The sequence below is a fragment of the Pseudomonas sp. genome (assembly GCF_051660785.1).
In the GTDB taxonomy this organism is placed as follows: domain Bacteria; phylum Pseudomonadota; class Gammaproteobacteria; order Pseudomonadales; family Pseudomonadaceae; genus Aquipseudomonas.
On sequence record NZ_JBOFQE010000085.1, the window covers coordinates 29,312 to 47,500 of the forward strand.

At 57.1% G+C, this 18,189-nt stretch carries 13 protein-coding genes; 7 read left to right on the top strand and 6 right to left on the bottom strand.

Going from position 1 to position 18,189, the window contains the following annotated elements:
• Nucleotides 1-77: 77 nt before the first annotated feature.
• The 4 genes from ACRC4F_RS22515 to ACRC4F_RS22530 all read left to right on the top strand — a co-directional run bounded on the left by ACRC4F_RS22515 (nt 78) and on the right by ACRC4F_RS22530 (nt 4,487).
• Complete coding sequence (locus tag ACRC4F_RS22515; protein WP_438661331.1) at nt 78-1,991, top strand: sigma-54-dependent Fis family transcriptional regulator; 1,914 nt, start codon at nt 78-80, stop codon at nt 1,989-1,991.
• Nucleotides 1,992-2,231: 240 nt separating this feature from the next.
• Nucleotides 2,232-3,581, top strand: a complete 1,350-nt coding sequence (mpl, locus tag ACRC4F_RS22520; protein ID WP_438661332.1) for a UDP-N-acetylmuramate:L-alanyl-gamma-D-glutamyl-meso-diaminopimelate ligase — start codon at nt 2,232-2,234, stop codon at nt 3,579-3,581.
• Nucleotides 3,578-4,210, top strand: a complete 633-nt coding sequence (ubiX, locus tag ACRC4F_RS22525; RefSeq protein WP_010467349.1) for a flavin prenyltransferase UbiX — start codon at nt 3,578-3,580, stop codon at nt 4,208-4,210. The genes mpl and ubiX overlap by 4 nt, the downstream gene beginning before the upstream one ends.
• A complete protein-coding gene (locus tag ACRC4F_RS22530) occupies nt 4,203-4,487 on the top strand; it encodes a YceK/YidQ family lipoprotein (RefSeq protein ID WP_438661333.1) in 285 nt (94 codons plus the stop codon). The genes ubiX and ACRC4F_RS22530 overlap by 8 nt, the downstream gene beginning before the upstream one ends.
• A gap of 43 nt (nt 4,488-4,530) precedes the next feature.
• Here ACRC4F_RS22530 and ACRC4F_RS22535 read toward each other — a convergent pair whose 3' ends face one another.
• The 4 genes from ACRC4F_RS22535 to ACRC4F_RS22550 form a co-directional block, all read right to left on the bottom strand.
• A complete protein-coding gene (locus ACRC4F_RS22535) occupies nt 4,531-7,107 on the bottom strand; it encodes a hypothetical protein (protein WP_438661334.1) in 2,577 nt (858 codons plus the stop codon).
• A gap of 265 nt (nt 7,108-7,372) precedes the next feature.
• Nucleotides 7,373-8,014 carry an oxidoreductase gene (locus ACRC4F_RS22540; RefSeq protein ID WP_438661335.1) on the bottom strand — a complete coding sequence of 214 codons (642 nt, stop codon included), beginning with the start codon at nt 8,012-8,014 and terminating at the stop codon, nt 7,373-7,375.
• Nucleotides 8,015-8,041: 27 nt separating this feature from the next.
• Nucleotides 8,042-9,760 (bottom strand): C13 family peptidase, encoded by a 1,719-nt coding sequence (locus ACRC4F_RS22545; protein WP_438661336.1) that lies wholly within the window; start codon nt 9,758-9,760, stop codon nt 8,042-8,044.
• A gap of 115 nt (nt 9,761-9,875) precedes the next feature.
• Nucleotides 9,876-10,331: a MaoC family dehydratase gene (locus tag ACRC4F_RS22550; protein WP_010467353.1), complete on the bottom strand. Its 456-nt coding sequence runs from the start codon at nt 10,329-10,331 to the stop codon at nt 9,876-9,878.
• 197 nt (nt 10,332-10,528) lie between these two features.
• On the opposite strand from ACRC4F_RS22550, the gene ACRC4F_RS22555 reads away from it, so the two are divergent.
• From ACRC4F_RS22555 to ACRC4F_RS22565, 3 genes are read left to right on the top strand one after another with little or no spacing between them, the layout of a single operon-like run.
• Complete coding sequence (locus ACRC4F_RS22555; protein ID WP_438661337.1) at nt 10,529-10,891, top strand: CidA/LrgA family protein; 363 nt, start codon at nt 10,529-10,531, stop codon at nt 10,889-10,891.
• Nucleotides 10,888-11,604, top strand: a complete 717-nt coding sequence (locus ACRC4F_RS22560) for an LrgB family protein (RefSeq protein ID WP_438661338.1) — start codon at nt 10,888-10,890, stop codon at nt 11,602-11,604. The genes ACRC4F_RS22555 and ACRC4F_RS22560 overlap by 4 nt, the downstream gene beginning before the upstream one ends.
• A gap of 10 nt (nt 11,605-11,614) precedes the next feature.
• Nucleotides 11,615-12,205: an LON peptidase substrate-binding domain-containing protein gene (locus ACRC4F_RS22565; RefSeq protein WP_438661339.1), complete on the top strand. Its 591-nt coding sequence runs from the start codon at nt 11,615-11,617 to the stop codon at nt 12,203-12,205.
• A gap of 267 nt (nt 12,206-12,472) precedes the next feature.
• Here ACRC4F_RS22565 and ACRC4F_RS22570 read toward each other — a convergent pair whose 3' ends face one another.
• Together ACRC4F_RS22570 and ACRC4F_RS22575 are read right to left on the bottom strand one after the other, a co-directional pair.
• Nucleotides 12,473-14,557 (bottom strand): hypothetical protein, encoded by a 2,085-nt coding sequence (locus tag ACRC4F_RS22570; protein ID WP_438661340.1) that lies wholly within the window; start codon nt 14,555-14,557, stop codon nt 12,473-12,475.
• 55 nt (nt 14,558-14,612) lie between these two features.
• Nucleotides 14,613-18,119, bottom strand: coding sequence for a calcium-binding protein (locus ACRC4F_RS22575; protein WP_438661341.1), 3,507 nt, complete (start codon nt 18,117-18,119; stop codon nt 14,613-14,615).
• Nucleotides 18,120-18,189 lie beyond the last annotated feature (70 nt).

Consider the following 18,189-nt stretch of genomic DNA (forward strand, 5'->3'; position numbering starts at 1 on the left):
GAGCAAGCTCCCTCGCCACAAGATGCGTGTCAGCCCTTGATGGGGTTCAGCACAGCTCTCGGAGAGAATAATAAGAAATGCACGACAACCATTTGAGTCGCCATGCCCAGCAAGTCCTGACCGTTACTCAGGGCAAGTCGCACCTGCACGGTCCCGGCAGCGATCCGTCGATTGCCCGTTCCTGGCTGCGCTGTCTTGAGGACTATCACCTCGACCCGGCCCTGACCATGGCGCCGACGGTGCTGGAACACGGCCGCGTACTCGAAAGCCGCGAACGCTTGCAGCAGGTGCTGCACATCGCCGGCAACGAAATGACCAGTCTGCATCAGCAACTCTCCGGCGCCGGCCACGCGGTGCTGCTGACTGACGCCCGCGGGGTGATCCTCAACTGCGTCACCGCGACTGCCGAACGGAAAATCTTCGAACGCGCCGGCCTGTGGCTCGGTGCCGACTGGAGCGAAGCCTGCGAAGGCACCAACGGCATCGGCACCTGCCTGGTGGAGCGGCAGTCGCTGACCATTCATCAGGATGAACATTTTCGCGGCCGCCACACGGGCCTGACGTGCTCGGCGAGCCCGGTGTTCGATCCTCATGGCGAGCTGCTGGCGGTGCTCGATGTGTCCTCGGCGCGGCACGATGTCTCGCGGCAAAGCCAATTCCACACCATGGCCCTGGTCAATCTGTCGGCGAAGATGATCGAGAGCTGCTATTTCCTGCGTTACTTCGACAATCAATGGCTGTTGCGCTTTCACCTGCAGGCGGAATCCGTCGGTCTTTTCAGCGAGGGGTTGCTGGCGTTCGACGGGGAAGGGCGGATCAGTGCGGTCAACCAGAGTGCCTTGAACCTGCTGGGGCATATCCGCGGCGGATTGTTGGGCAAGCCGGTCGAGGCGTTTTTCGATTGCTCGCTGGACGATTTGCTCGGCCGCGCCAGTGTCAACGCCAGCGCCAGTTGGCCATTGCGCACCCGGGACGGTCGGAGCCTGTTTGCCCTGTTGCGCGGGCAGCAGCGCAGCATTCCGGTGCCGGTGGTGCCAAGCCCGGCCATTGCCGAGCGCCCGCGCTTGTCGGGCATTTGCCTGGGCGATGCCGCGTTGCAGGAAGATTTTCGCAAGTCCTTGAGAGTCTTCGAGCGAGACGTGCCGCTGTTGATCAATGGCGAAACCGGTTCCGGCAAGGAGGCCTTCGCCAAAGCCGTGCATCAAGCCAGCCAGCGGGCCGAGAAAGCCTTCGTCGCCCTCAACTGCGCAGCCATCCCCGAAAGCCTGATCGAGAGCGAACTGTTCGGTTATCGCGGCGGCAGCTTCACTGGCGCGCGCAAGGAAGGCATGCGCGGCAAGTTGCAGCAGGCAGATGGCGGCACGCTGTTCCTCGATGAAATCGGCGACATGCCGCTGGCTTTGCAGACCCGGCTATTAAGGGTGCTGGAAGATCGCCAAGTGGTGCCGATTGGTGGTGAGCCGGAGTCGGTCAATGTGCGGATCATCAGCGCCACGCACCGGAATTTACTGGAGCGGGTGCAGGACGGCAGCTTCCGTGAGGATTTGTATTACCGGCTTAATGGGCTGGAGGTTGCGTTGCCGGCGTTGCGTGATCGCAGTGACAAATCGCAGTTGCTCGATTTCCTGCTGGCCGAGGAGGCCGGCGGGGAAACCGTACTGATTGACGAGCCGGCCCGGCAGGCTCTGCTCGGGTTCGCGTGGCCGGGGAACGTTCGGCAGTTACGCAACGTACTGCGCACCTTGGCGGCGCTGTGTGATGGCGGGCGGATCGGGCTGGAAGATTTGCCGGCGATGATTCGGCAGGCTCGGCCGGTGGTTGCAGCGGCAGTTGAGGAAACATCCGAGCATCCGCTGGACGATGCCGAGCGCTTGGCGTTGCTGAATGCGCTGGAGCAGACACGTTGGCATATGACACATACAGCGGAACAGTTGGGTGTCAGTCGTAATACGCTTTACAGGAAGCTGCGTAAGCATGGGATTGAGCGGTAGTCAGTAAGATCAGCCCTCACCCTAACCCTCTCCCGGAGGGAGAGGGGACTGACCGAGTTGTTTGGTCGGGATACGGCGACCTGAAACTCCGAGTCGAACTCGGATTCTGAACAGGCTCCCTTTCCCCCTCTCCCTTCTGGGGAGAGGGCTGGGGTGAGGGGTGGATCTTAAGCCATCACCTAAAGAGTGCGATTTTCCCCTCCCTACGCTAACCTGCGGCCATGTTTTACGAGGTCGACTATGCACATTCATATTCTTGGTATCTGCGGCACTTTCATGGGTTCGATGGCGGTTCTGGCCAAAGAGCTGGGCCATCACGTGACGGGCTCCGATGCCAACGTCTATCCGCCGATGAGCACTCAGCTCGAAGCGCAGGGCATTGAGTTGACCCAAGGCTACGATCCCTCCCAGCTCGATCCGGCGCCGGATCTGGTGGTAGTCGGCAACGCCATGTCCCGCGGCAACCCGGCCGTCGAATATGTGCTGAACAAAGGCCTGCCGTACGTCTCCGGCCCGCAATGGCTGGCCGACCACGTGCTGCAAGGTCGCTGGGTCCTGGCCGTCGCCGGCACCCATGGCAAAACCACCACCAGCAGCATGCTTGCCTGGGTCCTGGAGCACGCGGGCATGAGCCCGGGCTTCCTGATTGGCGGCGTGCCACAGAACTTCTCGGTGTCGGCGCGTCTGGGCGACACGCCGTTCTTCGTCATCGAAGCCGACGAGTACGACAGCGCATTCTTCGACAAGCGCTCCAAGTTCGTTCACTACCGCCCACGCACGGCGATCCTGAACAACCTCGAATACGATCACGCCGACATCTTCCCCGATCTGCCGTCCATCGAGCGGCAGTTCCACCATTTGGTGCGGACCATCCCGAGCGAAGGCCTGGTGATCCATCCGACCACCGAGCCGGCATTGCAGCGCGTCATCGAGATGGGCTGCTGGACGCCGGTGCAAACCACCGGTGCCGGCGGTCAGTGGCAGGTCAGACTGCTCAGCGAAGACGGTTCGAAGTTTGAAGTGATGTTCGAAGGCGTCGCCCAAGGCGTGGTCGACTGGGACATGACTGGCCAGCACAACGTCGCCAACGCCTTGGCCACATTGGCGGCGGCTCGCCATGTTGGCGTGGTGCCTGCCATGGGCATCGCCGCGTTGAGCGCGTTCAAAAGCGTGAAGCGCCGGATGGAGAAAGTCGCTGAAGTGCGCGGCATCACCATCTACGACGACTTCGCTCACCATCCGACCGCCATCGCCACGACCCTCGACGGCTTGCGCAAACGCATCGGCGATGCGCCGTTGATCGCGATCATCGAGCCGCGCTCCAACTCCATGAAACTCGGCGCGCACCGCGACGGCTTGCCGGAAAGCGTGGTCGATGCCGATCAGGTGATCTGGTACGCACCTGCCAACCTCGGCTGGGACTTGGGCGCGACCGCGGCGTTGTGCACCGTGCCATCGATTGTCAGCGATTCCCTGGAAGGCATCATCGAACGCGTGAAGAGTCAGGCCCAGCCCGGCACCCACGTGGTGATCATGAGCAACGGCGGCTTCGGCGGCCTGCACGGCAAACTCGCCGAGGCGCTGCAATGAACAACGGCCCGGAACGCATCACCCTCGCGATGACCGGCGCTTCGGGCGCCCAGTACGGTTTACGCCTGCTCGACTGCCTGATCCGCGAAGATCGTGAAGTGCATTTCCTGATCTCCAAGGCTGCGCAATTGGTGATGGCCACCGAAACCGACGTCACGCTGCCGGCCAAGCCGCAGACGATGCAGGCCTTCCTCACTGAATACACTGGCGCGGCCGCCGGGCAAATCAAGGTGTACGGCAAGGAAGACTGGATGTCGCCGGTGGCTTCGGGATCCGGTGCGCCCGCGGCGATGGTGGTGGTGCCTTGTTCCACCGGGACTTTGTCGGCGATCGCCACCGGTGCCTGCAACAACCTGATCGAGCGGGCTGCGGATGTGACGTTGAAGGAGCGCCGCCAGCTGATTCTGGTGCCGCGTGAAGCGCCGTATTCGAGTATTCATCTGGAGCACATGCTCAAGTTGTCGAACATGGGCGTGACGATTTTGCCGGCATCCCCTGGTTTCTATCACCAGCCACAGACCATCGATGACCTGATCGACTTTGTGGTGGCGCGGATTCTCAACCTGTTGAACATACCGCAAGACATGCTGCCGCGCTGGGGCGAGCACCATTTGAGCAGTGATGAATAAGCTGCTGATTATGCTACTGGCGTTGCAACTGACTGGCTGCGCCACGGCGCGCACCCTGGACGCTGCCAAGCCGGGGGCGCCCATGGTGTACGCTGGGACGCGTCTGGATTTGTATGCGCTGAACGGCGGTTGCTGCGCCATGGACAGATTTGGAGCAGAGGCTCCGAGCTACCCCGGCATCGACCTGCCTGCCAGTGCGTTGCTCGACACGCTGTTGTTACCGTTGTCGTTGCTGACGGTTCTGGGCGTGGGATTTCAGGCGACTGGCGGATTGTAGAAATCAAAGGCTCGTCCGAACGCGGCCGAGCCTGCGGCACTTCCTACAAGGTGATCAACTCCGGGGGGAGGACGATGCCGTCGGAGAAAATGTCTGTCGCTTCCGGCAGCTCAATAACGGGTTTGCCTGCTGACGCCACTTCATCGATCAGAACGTCATATTCGTACCGGTTGAGTTCTCCAGCCCAAGTGCGTGTTTCGATGGCTTCTGCGTGGTTTTGATTGATACCACTGGCGTGTTCGAGCGCCTGCGCATGAATATCCCCAACCTTGGCCGCACGGGTCAGACTTGAATTGACCAGCCAGATCCGGTCCGCGCTGAAGCCGCGCAGGGACATTGAAACATGGCCTTCCAGTGCGCCTTGCGGGAACCACGTCTTGCCGTACGCCGGTCTTTGCACGATCGCGTTCTGGTTGTACACGCGATTATCCGGTCCCGGGACGACCTCGACATTGCGGGTGTCTAGCACGTAGCAAAAAGCAATGCGCTGGGCAAGGCGTCTAGAGGCATAGTCGGTTGTCAGGTGCAATTCCCTGTCTGTCAGGGGGGCGTCGTTCTGATCCACAGGTTTCCCGGGAAATCGGCTCAATTGGGTGGCGTATGCCAGTGCCTCGCCTTTGGCTTCCTTTGCGTAATTCATGGCTGTCTTGAGACTGAATGTCGCGCTTACGGCGGTCAGTGTCGTGGTGCCCTCGGCCAGAATCGCCCGTGGGAGCATGGCCCCATCCCGGGCAAACTCGAAGGGTGTCCGGTCATCACCCCTGAAAAGGGCCGGAATGTCGGTTCGGTATAGACAGTTATGCTTGTTACGTTGATAGCCGCAGCGCAACAGCAAACCCTGGAAAAAAGCAGGCGCCAGGTTGGCCCTCAAGAAGCTAAAGCCTCTGCCTTGATTTCTCAGCCTGAGAATTTCGGCATGGATTTCCGGCAGAAACGGTTCGAATCGTCGGGAATTGGCTTCGTCCCGCGTGCTGCTCCGATGAGCCTCCGCCCACCGTGGAAGATCATTATTGATTCGATGAGCGTACTGTCCCGTTTCCGTGAGCTCATCGCAAAGTTGCGAGAGATGCTCGGTGGAAAAGTTGTAGGGGCGTAATCCTGCGATGAACTCCGCTGGCGGCTTGAGAGTGGCCTGTGGGCTGCTCCAGAACCGCAGATAGTCGACCAACTGTTCTCGACGAGAGGGATACTCGCGGGGCGTGACCCATGTCGGCTGCTTACCGCTGCTCGCCACTTCCTGGCGAAAGCGCACGATGTCTGCGCCCTCGATCCGGTACAGGTTCCAGATGTCGAAATCGCGCCATAACGGCCGTAACGCGGTCGGCTGATGGCTGGAGTAACCGGTCGGGCGGACCCGGATGAGGCGATGGCCTTCCAGAAACGCCAACTGGACCGCCGGGCCATGAACGTCGCTCAGGCCACGCTTGCGATGAAGCTCCACATAGCCCTGAAGGGTTGTTTCGGAAATGTCCCAGTCATAGTGAGCTGTGTCGCCAAAGACTGGAGCGTTAACATTGGCCCGGGAGGTCGAAGGTGTCTCGCCGGTTGGCGCGGGGTTCGAAGTAGAGGGCGAGAGGGATTCTTTCCAGCGCAGGCTGACGTTGTCGAGTTTTCTGGCCAGTTCAGCTGGCGTGAAATGGAACTTCTGCATCAGATCGATGAACACATCGCGATCCATGTCCGGTGCCACCCAGCGCCGCAGTTCGTCATACAGATAGGTGGTCTCCATACGTTGTGCACGAGGCTTGGCCCATTGGGGCCTCTTGCCAGTACGGTCGGCCTCGGCGCGAAAGCGCGAGATGCCATCGCCGTGAATGCCATAGAAATCCCATAGGTCACGGTCGGTCCATGCCGATAAAAGTTGTGCAGGCTGGTCGATCTGTGCGGCCGAGGGATCGACCCCGACAAATGATCCGTTTTCTTCCCGGAATGCATACCGCCGTTGCGGGCCGACGGCGCTGTCCAATCCCCTCTTTCGGTGCATGACCACGTAGCCGTGATGGTTGCTGGCGGCCTCGTTCCAGACATAGTGATCTGTGTTGAATGTGGTGGATGTTGCATCCGGTGGCACTAGGTCGGTCGTATCCAGAAGGGGGCGTTTTGCTGCCGGGGGGCTGCCGGCGGATCTGTCGAGGTTCGTGCTCCACGTCTTGCGATCGTCATTGAGGTAGAGGCTCGGTCCCGACGCCCTTGATTCATCGGAGCGTTTTGCGCGATAAGTCGAGGTGCTTGTGTCCCAGTCCACTTGAACGGTTGCGCCATCTTCCAGATCGACGAAATGGCGTCCGACGTGCACTCGCAGGCCTTGAGCGTTTGGGGCGGGAAGACGGTTTCGGGAGTAAGGCGACACACGATAGGGGCTCAACGGTTCGCCAGTGGGCAGTACTGACGGTGGCAACGCGGTGTCATCGCTTAAATGGATGGCCAGCCCGGCAATCGGCGGAGGCGGCAGTCCGGTTTGTTCGTCATTGGCTAATTGTCTGTCGATCGGCAGCGTAGGTGGATCGATGTACGCCCTGGGTGGCCGGGCGATCACGTTTTGTCCATCCCATGGGCGGGGCGTCTGCAGTTCGTGCGTGTCGGATTTTGGGGGAATGTATTTTGGTGGTTTGGGTGCCATGCAGGATTCCTTTCCTGTATTCGCATGCACGGCTGGCAAAGAGGCAGCCGGCTAAAACGTCGATTGGAGGGGGATGCGGAAAACGGATGGATCGGTGCCCGTAGCTCCCCGTTGAGGGGGCACGTTAACGGGGGAGGTAGTGGCATGTAGTGTAAATATATATAGGCGGGCGGCTAATTTGATTCAGCTCATTTCGGCGTGCGTACGCCAGTGATGCAGGCGCGGATCGCCCAGGCATGGTCTTCGGAGCCGCATCGCACCGTATTCACTTGCCGAGTTTGCGCAACTCATCCGACTCGACAATCCGCACCCCATCCTGTTCTTCCAGCGCCAGCCGCCACATGGCGCGGGCCAGTTGGCAGGCTTCGATGCCCCGGTATTTACCAGGAATCAAACGCGACAACGGACCGACAAATTGCTCGGCCGTACGCGGTACAAGACGCTCGCCCAGCAGGAACGAAGGTCGGCAAATGGTCAGTTGTGGCCAGTCTTGCGCACGTAACGCGTATTCCATCTCGCCTTTGACCCGGTTATAGAAAATCGAGGACCTGCGATCAGCCCCCAAGGCACTGATCACGATCAGGTGCCGTGCGCCCATTTCACGCGCGCGTTTGGCGAACGCCACCACCATGTCCAGATCGACGGCGCGAAATGCCTGTTCCGAGCCGGCCTGTTTGATCGTGGTGCCGAGGCAGCAGTAGGCGATGTCGACCCGGCCGTTCAGTTGCGGCAGAAACACCGCAGGATCACCGACCGGGTTTTCCAGATGCGGATGCTCGGCCAGTGGCCGGCGTGAGGGGGCCAATACCCTTGAAATCGTTGGCTCGTTAAGCAGGCGATCAAGCAAATGTTCACCGGTTAACCCGGTAGCTCCGGCAAGCAATACATGCTGAGGCGTCAAGTACATAGTGTTTCCCCCTTGATACTGTTCAGCTTAGTTGCTCTTTGCATCCTTGTTGCTGATAGAGACACTTTGTAGCGCTTTTCGTGCCTGCTGTTTGCGTAACAGCTGCCAGTGAGAGAGGACGGTTTTCGGCGCCCAGATCTGCGGTTCAGAGGCTTCAAAGCCGTCGGCCAGTTCACGCTCCGCCACTGTGGCCTTGGCCAGCTTGAAGGCTTGCTCCAGGTCGTCGGTCTGGTTCAGCGCCTGGGCGAACAGCGCATCGCCGAAGTAGGTGAAGTTGGCTTCTTCCGAGCAACCGAAGGACACCCGATCGGCGCGCGAGGCGGTCATGATCAGTGTGCGTTCGTCCTTGAGGGCGGGGATGAAGCCGCCGGAGTAGCAGGATGAAATCACGATGATCTTGTCGCGATTCTTCAGGGGGGCGAGTACCGCAGCGAGTTCATCGGCCGGCAGGTCGGCCAGCTCCATACGCGGCTGGTCGAGCACCAGTTCATGTTCGCTGCTGCCGTGGCTGGTCAGATAGATGAAGATCAAGTCTTCCGGGCCACTGCGCTCAGCCAGGGTCATCGCGGCGCGGCGCAGGTTTTCCCGGGTGGCCATCGGCCGGTCGACAAGGTGATCACGATGGTTCACCAGGCGGATCTGGCCGAAGGCGCCGAAACGGCTGCTGAGCATGTTGCTGACATAGTCGGACTCACGCAGGAACACGCTCTGCTTGCCGTCACCGCCCAGGGTCAAGGTGTACAGCTCGACCGCCGGGGTCGAGGCCGGCACGTTGGCCATGGCGTCATCGAGAAGGCGGCCCTGGGCCAGCAAGCCGAGTTCGAGGGTGTCGGGCAGTAACTTGCCATCGGCATCGCGAACACGCTGGCCATTAATCCACGTACCGCTTTGCACCGTGCCGTCGGTGAGCACCAAGGTGCCGCGTCCCGAGTAGCTGTCACCGTCGAACTGGCCGATGTAGAAGCTGCCGTCCGGCAGGTTCAATCGACCCTGGCCGGCAAATCGCCAGTCGCTGAACTGGCCGATGTAATGGCTGCCATCGGCACCAATCAACTCGCCTTTGCCGTTCAGCGAACCTTCCTTGAATTGACCCAGCCAGACATCGCCGTCGGCGTTCTCGTAGCGGCCCTTGCCATGCAGTTGATTGTTCTTGAAGCCACCGACATAGATGTCACCGTCGGCGCTGTTGAAGGTCCCGTTGCCTTCCAGTTGACCGTCCTTGAAGTGCCCGGTGAACTGATTGCCACTGCCATCGCCACGCTGGCCTTCGCCGTTGGGTTTGCCGTTGGCGAACTGGCCCTGATATGAGCTACCGTCATCGAGTTCGAGACGACCGAGCCCTGAATATTGATCGGCCTTGAATTCACCGCGATAGGTCATCGCGTTTTCTTTGAGTGTGCCTTCACCGTCACGGCGGCCGAGTTTGAATCCGCCGGAATAGCTGCTGCCGATGGTGGTCAGCGCACCCTGACCATCGAACAGGCCTTGATTGAATTGGCCGCGATAGACCTCGCCGTTGCTGCCATGCCATTCACCCTGGCCATGCCATTGCCCCTTGTCGAACTCGCCGGCGTACCAGCTGCCGTTCGGGTAGTCGATGCGGCCCTGGCCTTGCAGCAAGCCATTGACCAGATCACCGCGATAGCGCCCGCCGTCCGGCAAGCGGGCATCCGGGGGCAGCAGCGATTCGCCATCGCCGCAAGCGGTGAGCAACAGGGTCAAGGCGAGGAGTGCAAATGAGCGCATAGCGGGATCCGGGCAATTAGGCGACGGAGTATGCCGCAGCTATGTGTCGCATTTATAGAGACACTGCACAGACACGGCGCGAAACAGCGTGAGCTGTTTCGCAATCAGGCATGTGTCAGACGAAACAGAGGGACAGCGGCTCGGCGATATACGCCGGTTTGTCGGATCCTTCGATTTCAAGCGTGGCGGTGGCTTTGAGCAGCCATTGGCCGGGTTTTTTCTCGATGACTTCGTTCATGTCGACCTTGAGCCGAACCCTGGAATTGACCTTTACGGGCTGGATGAAACGCACGCTGTCCAGGCCGTAGTTGACCACCATTTTCGCCCCTTGAGGGAGGATCAGGATGTCTTCCATCAGTTTCGGGATCAGTGACAGCGACAGGAATCCGTGTGCAATGGTGCTGCCAAATGGCGTTTGCGCGGCTTTGACCGGGTCGACGTGGATGAACTGATAATCACCTGTGGCTTCGGCGAACAGGTTGATGCGCTCCTGATCGATGGTGAGCCATTCGGAACGTCCGAGTTCCTTGCCGACATAATCTTTGAGCTCTGCAACGGGAACATAGGGCATTGAGACTCTCCTTGTGTTTCATCGGATTTATATTTTTTCGAGTGGGGGGATTTGACCTCCCTGTGAACCACTTTAGATCAACATGGCAAATTGCTCCGGTCAACTGACCATGCTTTTGGCGAATGCCGATCCATAGCGTTGACGTGCTTATAATGCCTGGCCCCTTTTTGGTGGGGAGCGCGTGTGGGAGATGCTGGATGTTGTTACGTGGCCTGACCTGGCTGGTGCTGTTCCAATTGCTTGGCACAGCCATCAACCATTTGTTTTTACCGGTGCTGCCCGGGCCGATTGTCGGCCTGCTGCTGTTGCTGGTGTACCTGATTTCACGCGGGCAAGTCGGCGAGCCGTTGAACCTGGCGGCCAGCAGCCTGCTGCGATACTTGCCCCTGCTGCTGGTGCCGCCGGCCGTGGGCGTAATGGTTTACGCGAAGGACATTGCCGCGGACTTCTGGGCCATCGTCGGCGCGCTGGTGTTGTCGCTGGTGCTGTCCATGGCGTTTGCCGGGGTGCTGATGCAGCGCATGGTCAAACGTCATGCCCATCGCGGAGACAGCCAATGATCCTCGATTGGCACGGCGCGCTGGACTCGGTGATTCATCATCCGTTGTTTGGCATAGGCATTACGCTGGGCGCTTATCAACTGGTACTGGCGGCCTTCGAGAAGACTCGCTGGATCTTTCTGCAACCGGTGCTGGTCTCCATGCTGTTAGTGATCGGCGTGCTGACGGTGTGTGGCATCACCTTTGTCGAATACCGCAAGAGCACCGAGATCCTCAGTATCCTGCTCGGGCCGGCGACCGTTGCACTGGCGGTACCGCTGTACCTCAATCTGCGACGGATTCGGCAGTTGTTCTGGCCGATATTTACTACGCTGGTGATAGGCGGGGTGGTTGCCACGGGCATGGGCGTGTTGCTGGGCTGGTGGTTTGGCGCCGAGCACATGATTCTGATGACCATGGCGCCGAAGTCGGTAACGTCGCCGATTGCAATGTTGGTGGCCGAGCAGATTGGTGGTGTCGCGGCGCTGGCGGCGGTGTTCGTGTTGATCACCGGCGTGATCGGTGCAATCTTCGGCCCGAGCCTGTTGACCCGGCTGGGTGTGCACAGTCCTGAAGCCCGGGGCATGGCGCTGGGCATGACCGCCCATGCGGTCGGCACCTCGGTGGCCTTGCAGGAAAGTGAAGAATGCGGCGCCTTCGCGGCGCTGGCGATGAGTCTGATGGGCGTGGCCACGGCGGTGTTCCTGCCGTTGGCGGTGTCGATGGTGGTGTAAGGATATGTCTATGAGCTTGCCGCTTTTTCCGCTGAATACGGTGCTGTTTCCAGGGTGCATCCTCGACTTGCAGATCTTCGAGGCGCGCTACCTGGACATGATCGGCCGCTGCATGAAACAGGGTGGCGGCTTCGGCGTGGTGTGCATTCTCGACGGCGAAGAAGTGGGCATCGCGCCGGCGGGTTATGCACTGGTGGGGTGCGAAGCGCTGATCACCGATTTCAAGCAGCAGGACAATGGCCTGCTGGGCATTCGGGTGCAGGGCGGACGGCGTTTTCATGTATTGCGCACCGAGGTGCAGCGCGATCAATTGACCGTTGCTGACGTCGAGTGGCTGGAAGACGAGCCTGAGCAACCGCTGCAGGACGAGGACGCGGATCTGGTCGCACTGCTCAAGGCTCTGGCCGAACACCCGATGGTCGAGGCGTTGAACATGGGTACTGAAGCGACCGGGCAACAATCCCTGGCGAATCAGCTGGCCTATTTGCTGCCGTTTGCCGAGCTGGACAAGATCGATCTGCTGCAACTCGATGATCCACAGCAGCGGCTGGATGCCATTCAGGCGCTGCTGGATGAGTTGCAGGGTGAGTTGTTTGCCTGACAAGGGGTTGGCAGGGTCAGAGAGTGGTTGAGTGGCGATATCAGTCGAAAAGATGACGTCGCCGCAGAAGACGTCCTGATTGGCCGGGACATCAAGAACGGGTTTGCTTTAGTTCGCCACCTGATCTATCAGGGCGTCATACTCATGCCTGTTCGATTGCCAGAAATTGATTTGCGGCAACTCAAGGATCCACAGCCAGGACAAAATTGTTCAGGCGTTTTTGGATGAGTTGCAGGGTGTATTGGTTGCCTTGAGACCGCCGGGTAATCAGAGCGGGCCTTGTTTGACAATTGTTTGGGGCCAGACAATGTCTGTGGCGAACCAGTCCTTGTCGCCAGTCAATTCGAGTACTGGCTTACCCGCGGCCACAGCGCGCTCGATTAATCCATCATACTCATCATGGTTGTTGGCGCCCGAATGCGTGCGTTCCTCTATCCTTTCTGAAGAGGAGTGACCGGCCTGATCCCTGATGTCTTTTACGCGTACCGCTCGAGTGGCGCTGGAATTGAACAGCCAGATTCGATCAGCGCTGATTCCACGACTCGACACTGAAATCAATGCCTCAAGAGGGTCGTCAGGGAACCAGGTCTTGCCTGACAGTGCGCGACTGTTAAAAGCTTTGTTTTCTTCGCCGGGTACGACTTCCAGATTTCGGGTGTCGATCCCATAAGTGAATGAAATACGTTGGTTGTGCCGAATGGTTTCGTAGTTTTGTTTCAAGTCAAACGGTAAAGTGCTGTCGGAATCCGACCACTCGCCATCAGAGCCATCGAGAGCATCGGAAATATCCGCGTCATCAGGATCTCTACCCGGATATTTGTTGGTCTGACGGTTGTAGAGCAGATATTCGTGGTCTGGTTTGCTGCCGTAGTTTCTAGCCTCACTCAGACTGACCGTTGCGCTCATAGGTTTCTGCGTGGTGGCACCGGGAGTATGGCCATAACGGGGAAGCATCCAGCCATCGTTAGCCAACTCAAATGGCGTGCGCTCATCGCCGCGAAACAGAGCAGCAATATCCGTACGATACAAGCAGTTGTTTTTATTTCTCCGGTAACCTGTTTTTATCAAAAAGGCATCGAAAAACTGTTTAGTCAAACTGTCCTCAAGCCTATATAAATCGGATTTTCCGGTTCTGTAACTCAAGTGTCTGATTTGCGCGTTGAACTCACCGTACAGGTGATCGAATCTGTTTGGGTTGTGGGCATCCTGGGATTGAAGTTTATGATCCTCTGCCCACTGGGGAATTTGCAGGTGTTCTCTCATTTCCGCGCGCAGACGTGACTGTTGTCCGAGTGACAAGTTGTAGGAACTGAGGATGATCCTGCGCTCTTCAATAGTTGCGTCCGGGAATAACCACCTGAACGACTCGTTGATCAACTGCTGGCCCTGCTTGTCATTCTCGATGAGCTTGACCCAGCCAGGTCGGGTGCCGCTGTGTTCAGCCTCATTGCGAAAGCGCTGAATGTCGCCGCCATGAATGCCGTAAAGTTTCCATATCTGATAGTCGGTCCAGTCTTTTAGCTGAGAGGGCTGTGCATTGAATCCTCCCGGCGGCGGATCGACCTTCACCCAGTAGTTTCCGGCGTCTTTGAAGCCGAAAGCGTATTCAGGTGCGCTTGAGCCCGGCGGCGCGTGCTGTTTGACTCTGTAGTAGCCCTGAACATCAGCGAGACCGTGAATCTCGCCGCTCAGGAAAACTTTCGCGGGTGCTACTTCGATGCCTGTTTGCTCATTCAGGGATGCGACATCAGTAGTTGCGGGCAGAGCAATCGCAGGTTTATCGTGCCGGGAGAACAGAGGCTCTGTTTCGCTGTTTTTTGTTGTACCGACACTCCGCGGACTCCAGGTTGGTCCGCCTTCGTTTTTGTAAAGCGCAGGGCCTTGAGGAAGTTTTTTGTAGAGGTCTGTCGCGCGATAGGCGTCGATCAACTCATCAAACTCCACATACACCGTCCCCTCATCTTTCACATCCACAAATTTACGGCCAGCAATGTTTCGGAAACCGTCTTCGTCAGGGGCCTGCATTTGCCGGAGCGTCGCGGCTCGTAAAAGATATTTGTTCAGGCCTGCTGATGTGTCGCGCATCGAAAGTTGTTGAGCAGGAATGTCCTTTACTTCCAGTCTGGAAGCAGGTGAGGAAGTACCGATAGCGTGGCCCGCTCCACTGCTTTCCCCATGTCCCGGGATGACATGAATTAACCCCTGCGAGTCAGAGGGGATCGGACTGGGGGTCGTTAAGCGTGTCAGGGGCGGGCCGTCTGTGCCGCTACGCAATTTCGGTGGAGTAATTGTGAAAGACGAAGGGAGGGAAAGGTCGGGAACACTTATAGAAGTGGGCGGTTTGGGGCGCATGGCAAAGTCTCAACGTTTATTGAAAAATGGGATTGAAGTCATTGGGTTGTGATTTTTATGCGGTCTTTGTGGGAGTGGTTTCGACAATGATGGTCAGATCTTCATTGTTTACCGTGCGCGACCAGTCAGTATCGAGCGTCCAGTTTTTTGTTTCAGTGTCGTAATAGATGTTTCCGGCCGTGAGGTCCGCCATACAGATGTTCTTTACAGGCAACAGGTCGGCAGGAAGCTCGTCCAGTTGTTTATGGCGATCTATATCTTGTTGTATGGCGCTGACAGTTGTGTACGCCTGCGCATTAATGACGCGTAGATGCATCGACTCGAATAGTGTGTCGATGCGATATTGATTACCTGATGTGATAACGACGTTTACTACCTCGAGTGGCTTTGCAGGGTCGTCGGTGCCAGGAAGCTGGATATGCACGCTGCCGATTTTCAGAAGATTGTCACTGATGCTTATGTTACGCCGACTGATTTTTTCTTTTAGCTGTTGTGTGTAGATGTTCCACGTCGATGAATCAGCAGTTCCAGTTGTCGCTCCAAGGGTTGATAACAGTAGTGATGTGTTGCTTTTCGGGTATATGTCATAAGATGAAGATTGTCCTTCCAAAGAATATACAAATTGTTGTGAGGCTGCCTCGATGTCAATTCGTTGCGCGACCGGTTTCAAAACACGTCTATCGTATGCTGGTTTGAGGAATACATATTTCCCTGGTTTTTCAATCAGCGAGGCTCTACTGGAAATTACCCTGTACCCAAGATTTTTGCTGTCATCAAAAAAAGAATTCTTGGGGAAGTCAATCAAGTAAGAATTTCCGTCGCGCATGACTAACGTAAAAGGGTGAATCATCTCCCAATGAAAGGCCATAAGCCCCCCGCCGGCGTCGAATACTGTGCGCTTGTTCTCTTCCACTGCACCTTGTATTAACAGCGAACGCCCATTGTTGAAAAGTATCTGGAGTTGAAAATTGGAATAGCTTAAATACGTATTGCTGTTTCGATCGGTGGCGTCGACTACATAGATGGCGTTGACGCTACCTATCTCGTCACTGTCGTAGTCAACAAACAGTACGCTAGGTGTAGTTGTTTTTGGTTTGTCCACGGCGAAAACGGTTCGATAAGTATCGCGCGACACAAAGTAGTGGGAGTATTCTCCGCGAGGTACTCGCTGAATATGACTGTTGACAATGACGGGTGACGCTTTTTGGATGCCGGTCACAACGATGACGACTTTAACGCTTTGGTCGGGCGTATCATTTAATTCGGCGGGTAGATCTGCTTTGAGTTGGTAACCGTCCTCTGTGACAAATAGAAACCTGTCATTACGTAATAAGCGCTTGCCCTGTTGTTTTTCATAAATGTCCGTAATGACCAGTTGCCGCTGGGGGCGAGAAAGGTCTTCAATTCGCAGCGATGAGATAATCAACGCGGTGTCGCGGATGTACCAGCTCTGGATAAGTTCAAGTGTCACGCCAAGGTATATAAAGCTGACGTCCTTGCCATCCTCGGTGATAGTGGTGGAGTTGATCGTAGCGCTCAGGTGATACGTGTCGACACCACTACCTCCATCAACCTGGCAATCGTTACCTCGAATAATAAGTTGGTCGTCGCCCTCTCCCGCAATAATTGTGTCCTGGCCGTTGGCGACAATGGTGTCGGCTTGATCGGACCCGGTGATCTGATTTAAGGCACCGGATAGGGTTTCAACTTTCTCGACGGAGTCGATAGTCGAGAGCAATACCGAACCCACCTCGGAACCTGGGGACCGTAGTCCAAGTGTTCCGTTCTTCAGATTTATGTCGTATCCAACATACAAATTGTCGTCCGGCCCATAGCGTACCGGAACATGGGTCCCTTGAAGCGTCAGCGTGTCGGCACCGCTTCCACCCTGCAATGAGCTGACACGCTCTGGTATTTTCTTCAAGCCTTCGACAGCCGACTGGAAGAGAAACGCATCGTCTTGCTCACCTCCGGTCAAGAATTTGCTTCCGGAAGCGTAATTAAAGTAATTCGGTTTGCTTTTAATGCCGATAATTTCGTCGTTGCCCCCGCCCAGTTGCCAGAGAATACCTTTCGCGGGGCCTTTCTCGCCTTCTACGATATTTGCAGCTCCCGGTGGGAGGCTGTCTCTGGCGTCGTAAACATCATCGGTCTCGTTGATCTCAGGTACGTTGACTGTTACGAAGGGGGGCTCGCCGCCGGCTTCATCCCATTGGAATTTCTGATATCGGGTTGGTTTTAAAATAACTTCGTATCGCCCATTCACCACTGCCTCGACGCTGTCTTTCAGTTCATTCTTCAGCCAGTTGATGCTGTTACTCTCAAGTGCTTTGGCATAGTCGCTGTAGGTTTTTGCGACCGTAAAACGATCCATGACCTCCTGGTCCTGATCCTGGCCAGTAAACGCAAACCAGCCTGCTCGCCAGCGTTCATGCACGGTCAGTTCGATGTAATCGTCGATGTCGTCGACCATTCGCGCAGCGCCATAGATTCTCGCACCGACGATCATGATCGCGGCAGCGGCAAGGCCAATGGGGCCGGCTGCCTGGAAGCCGAGGAGCGCCGCACCTCCCAGGATGATGGACAGCCCGGCGCTGGTCAGGCTGAGTCCGGCAGTGACGTAGTGGTCTTGCGCCTCTTTACCCTGCGTACTGGCTGCATCGTTAAAGGCTTTGATTGCGGTGTAGAGATCGAAAGGCAGTGTGAGAATGCTGGCAATCAGCCCTGCGCCCTTGCTCAGTATCTGCCCCATGGTGGTCCTGCCGAAATGAGCGAATGTTTTGGCGCCATTGCGAATCATGGCCTCTCCGGTCTTTGCCAGGCCCCGCTCGACAATCAGTGAACCGATTTCTGCTGCACCACCTCCGATATTGATTGCAGCTTCGGTCCACTGACCTTTTTTCAGCGCATCAGCGGCGCCGATAATTGCGCTGTAGAGACCGTACGCTTGCAGTCCGACACCCATGGAGCCCATGCCGTAACTTTTCGATTTGTCTACCCAGGAAGGCAGGTGATCGGGTACGGGATTTTTATGTATATCCAGTCGTTGGGTCGACTTCAGCAAGGTGCCGATTTTTTGTACCGGCGTTATAGACGTGCTTTGCCTGGATTCCTTTAGCAGGGGGGCGGCTGTAATCGAGCGTCGTGTGGCAATTTCAAACAGCAGCGTCGCGACTACATGTGTTCGTTTCTTGCGAATCGACTTTATGCGCTGTTCGACTTTGACTGGATCAAGCTCCAGTGAATCAATAAATGTCTGGTCGGGCTCGGCAAAGTAAGTGTTGCTGGAGGTGATACTTTCGCCATTGACGGTTGCACCCATCGCATGAAGTTCTCGACGGCTTACCGTGTACTCACCGAGCCGGAATGGGCCGAAAAGTTTGTCGATATCTTTAAGTGATGGCGGCTTTGAATTTGATGAAGGGGCATGATCAGAGGGTGTCGACTGATCAGTAATGACTGTTTCGGTCGAAGGTTTGCGTGATGACAGGGATATGATGTCGGTTATTTTGATCGGGTCAGCTTCTATAGTGTTGGAGTCGAAGGTGAACGGTATTGCCATGAGGCGGCTCTCTTTTTGAAATGGTTTTATATTGACTTGATTTGTAGGTGGTTGCGAATATTGCACAATG

Coding starts and splice junctions, on each gene's coding strand:
- ACRC4F_RS22515 (WP_438661331.1), top strand. CDS start 78: ATGCACGACAACCATTTGAGTCGCCATGCCCAGCAAGTCCTGACCGTT.
- mpl (WP_438661332.1), top strand. CDS start 2,232: ATGCACATTCATATTCTTGGTATCTGCGGCACTTTCATGGGTTCGATG.
- ubiX (WP_010467349.1), top strand. CDS start 3,578: ATGAACAACGGCCCGGAACGCATCACCCTCGCGATGACCGGCGCTTCG.
- ACRC4F_RS22530 (WP_438661333.1), top strand. CDS start 4,203: ATGAATAAGCTGCTGATTATGCTACTGGCGTTGCAACTGACTGGCTGC.
- ACRC4F_RS22535 (WP_438661334.1), bottom strand. CDS start 7,107: ATGGCACCCAAACCACCAAAATACATTCCCCCAAAATCCGACACGCAC.
- ACRC4F_RS22540 (WP_438661335.1), bottom strand. CDS start 8,014: ATGTACTTGACGCCTCAGCATGTATTGCTTGCCGGAGCTACCGGGTTA.
- ACRC4F_RS22545 (WP_438661336.1), bottom strand. CDS start 9,760: ATGCGCTCATTTGCACTCCTCGCCTTGACCCTGTTGCTCACCGCTTGC.
- ACRC4F_RS22550 (WP_010467353.1), bottom strand. CDS start 10,331: ATGCCCTATGTTCCCGTTGCAGAGCTCAAAGATTATGTCGGCAAGGAA.
- ACRC4F_RS22555 (WP_438661337.1), top strand. CDS start 10,529: ATGTTGTTACGTGGCCTGACCTGGCTGGTGCTGTTCCAATTGCTTGGC.
- ACRC4F_RS22560 (WP_438661338.1), top strand. CDS start 10,888: ATGATCCTCGATTGGCACGGCGCGCTGGACTCGGTGATTCATCATCCG.
- ACRC4F_RS22565 (WP_438661339.1), top strand. CDS start 11,615: ATGAGCTTGCCGCTTTTTCCGCTGAATACGGTGCTGTTTCCAGGGTGC.
- ACRC4F_RS22570 (WP_438661340.1), bottom strand. CDS start 14,557: ATGCGCCCCAAACCGCCCACTTCTATAAGTGTTCCCGACCTTTCCCTC.
- ACRC4F_RS22575 (WP_438661341.1), bottom strand. CDS start 18,119: ATGGCAATACCGTTCACCTTCGACTCCAACACTATAGAAGCTGACCCG.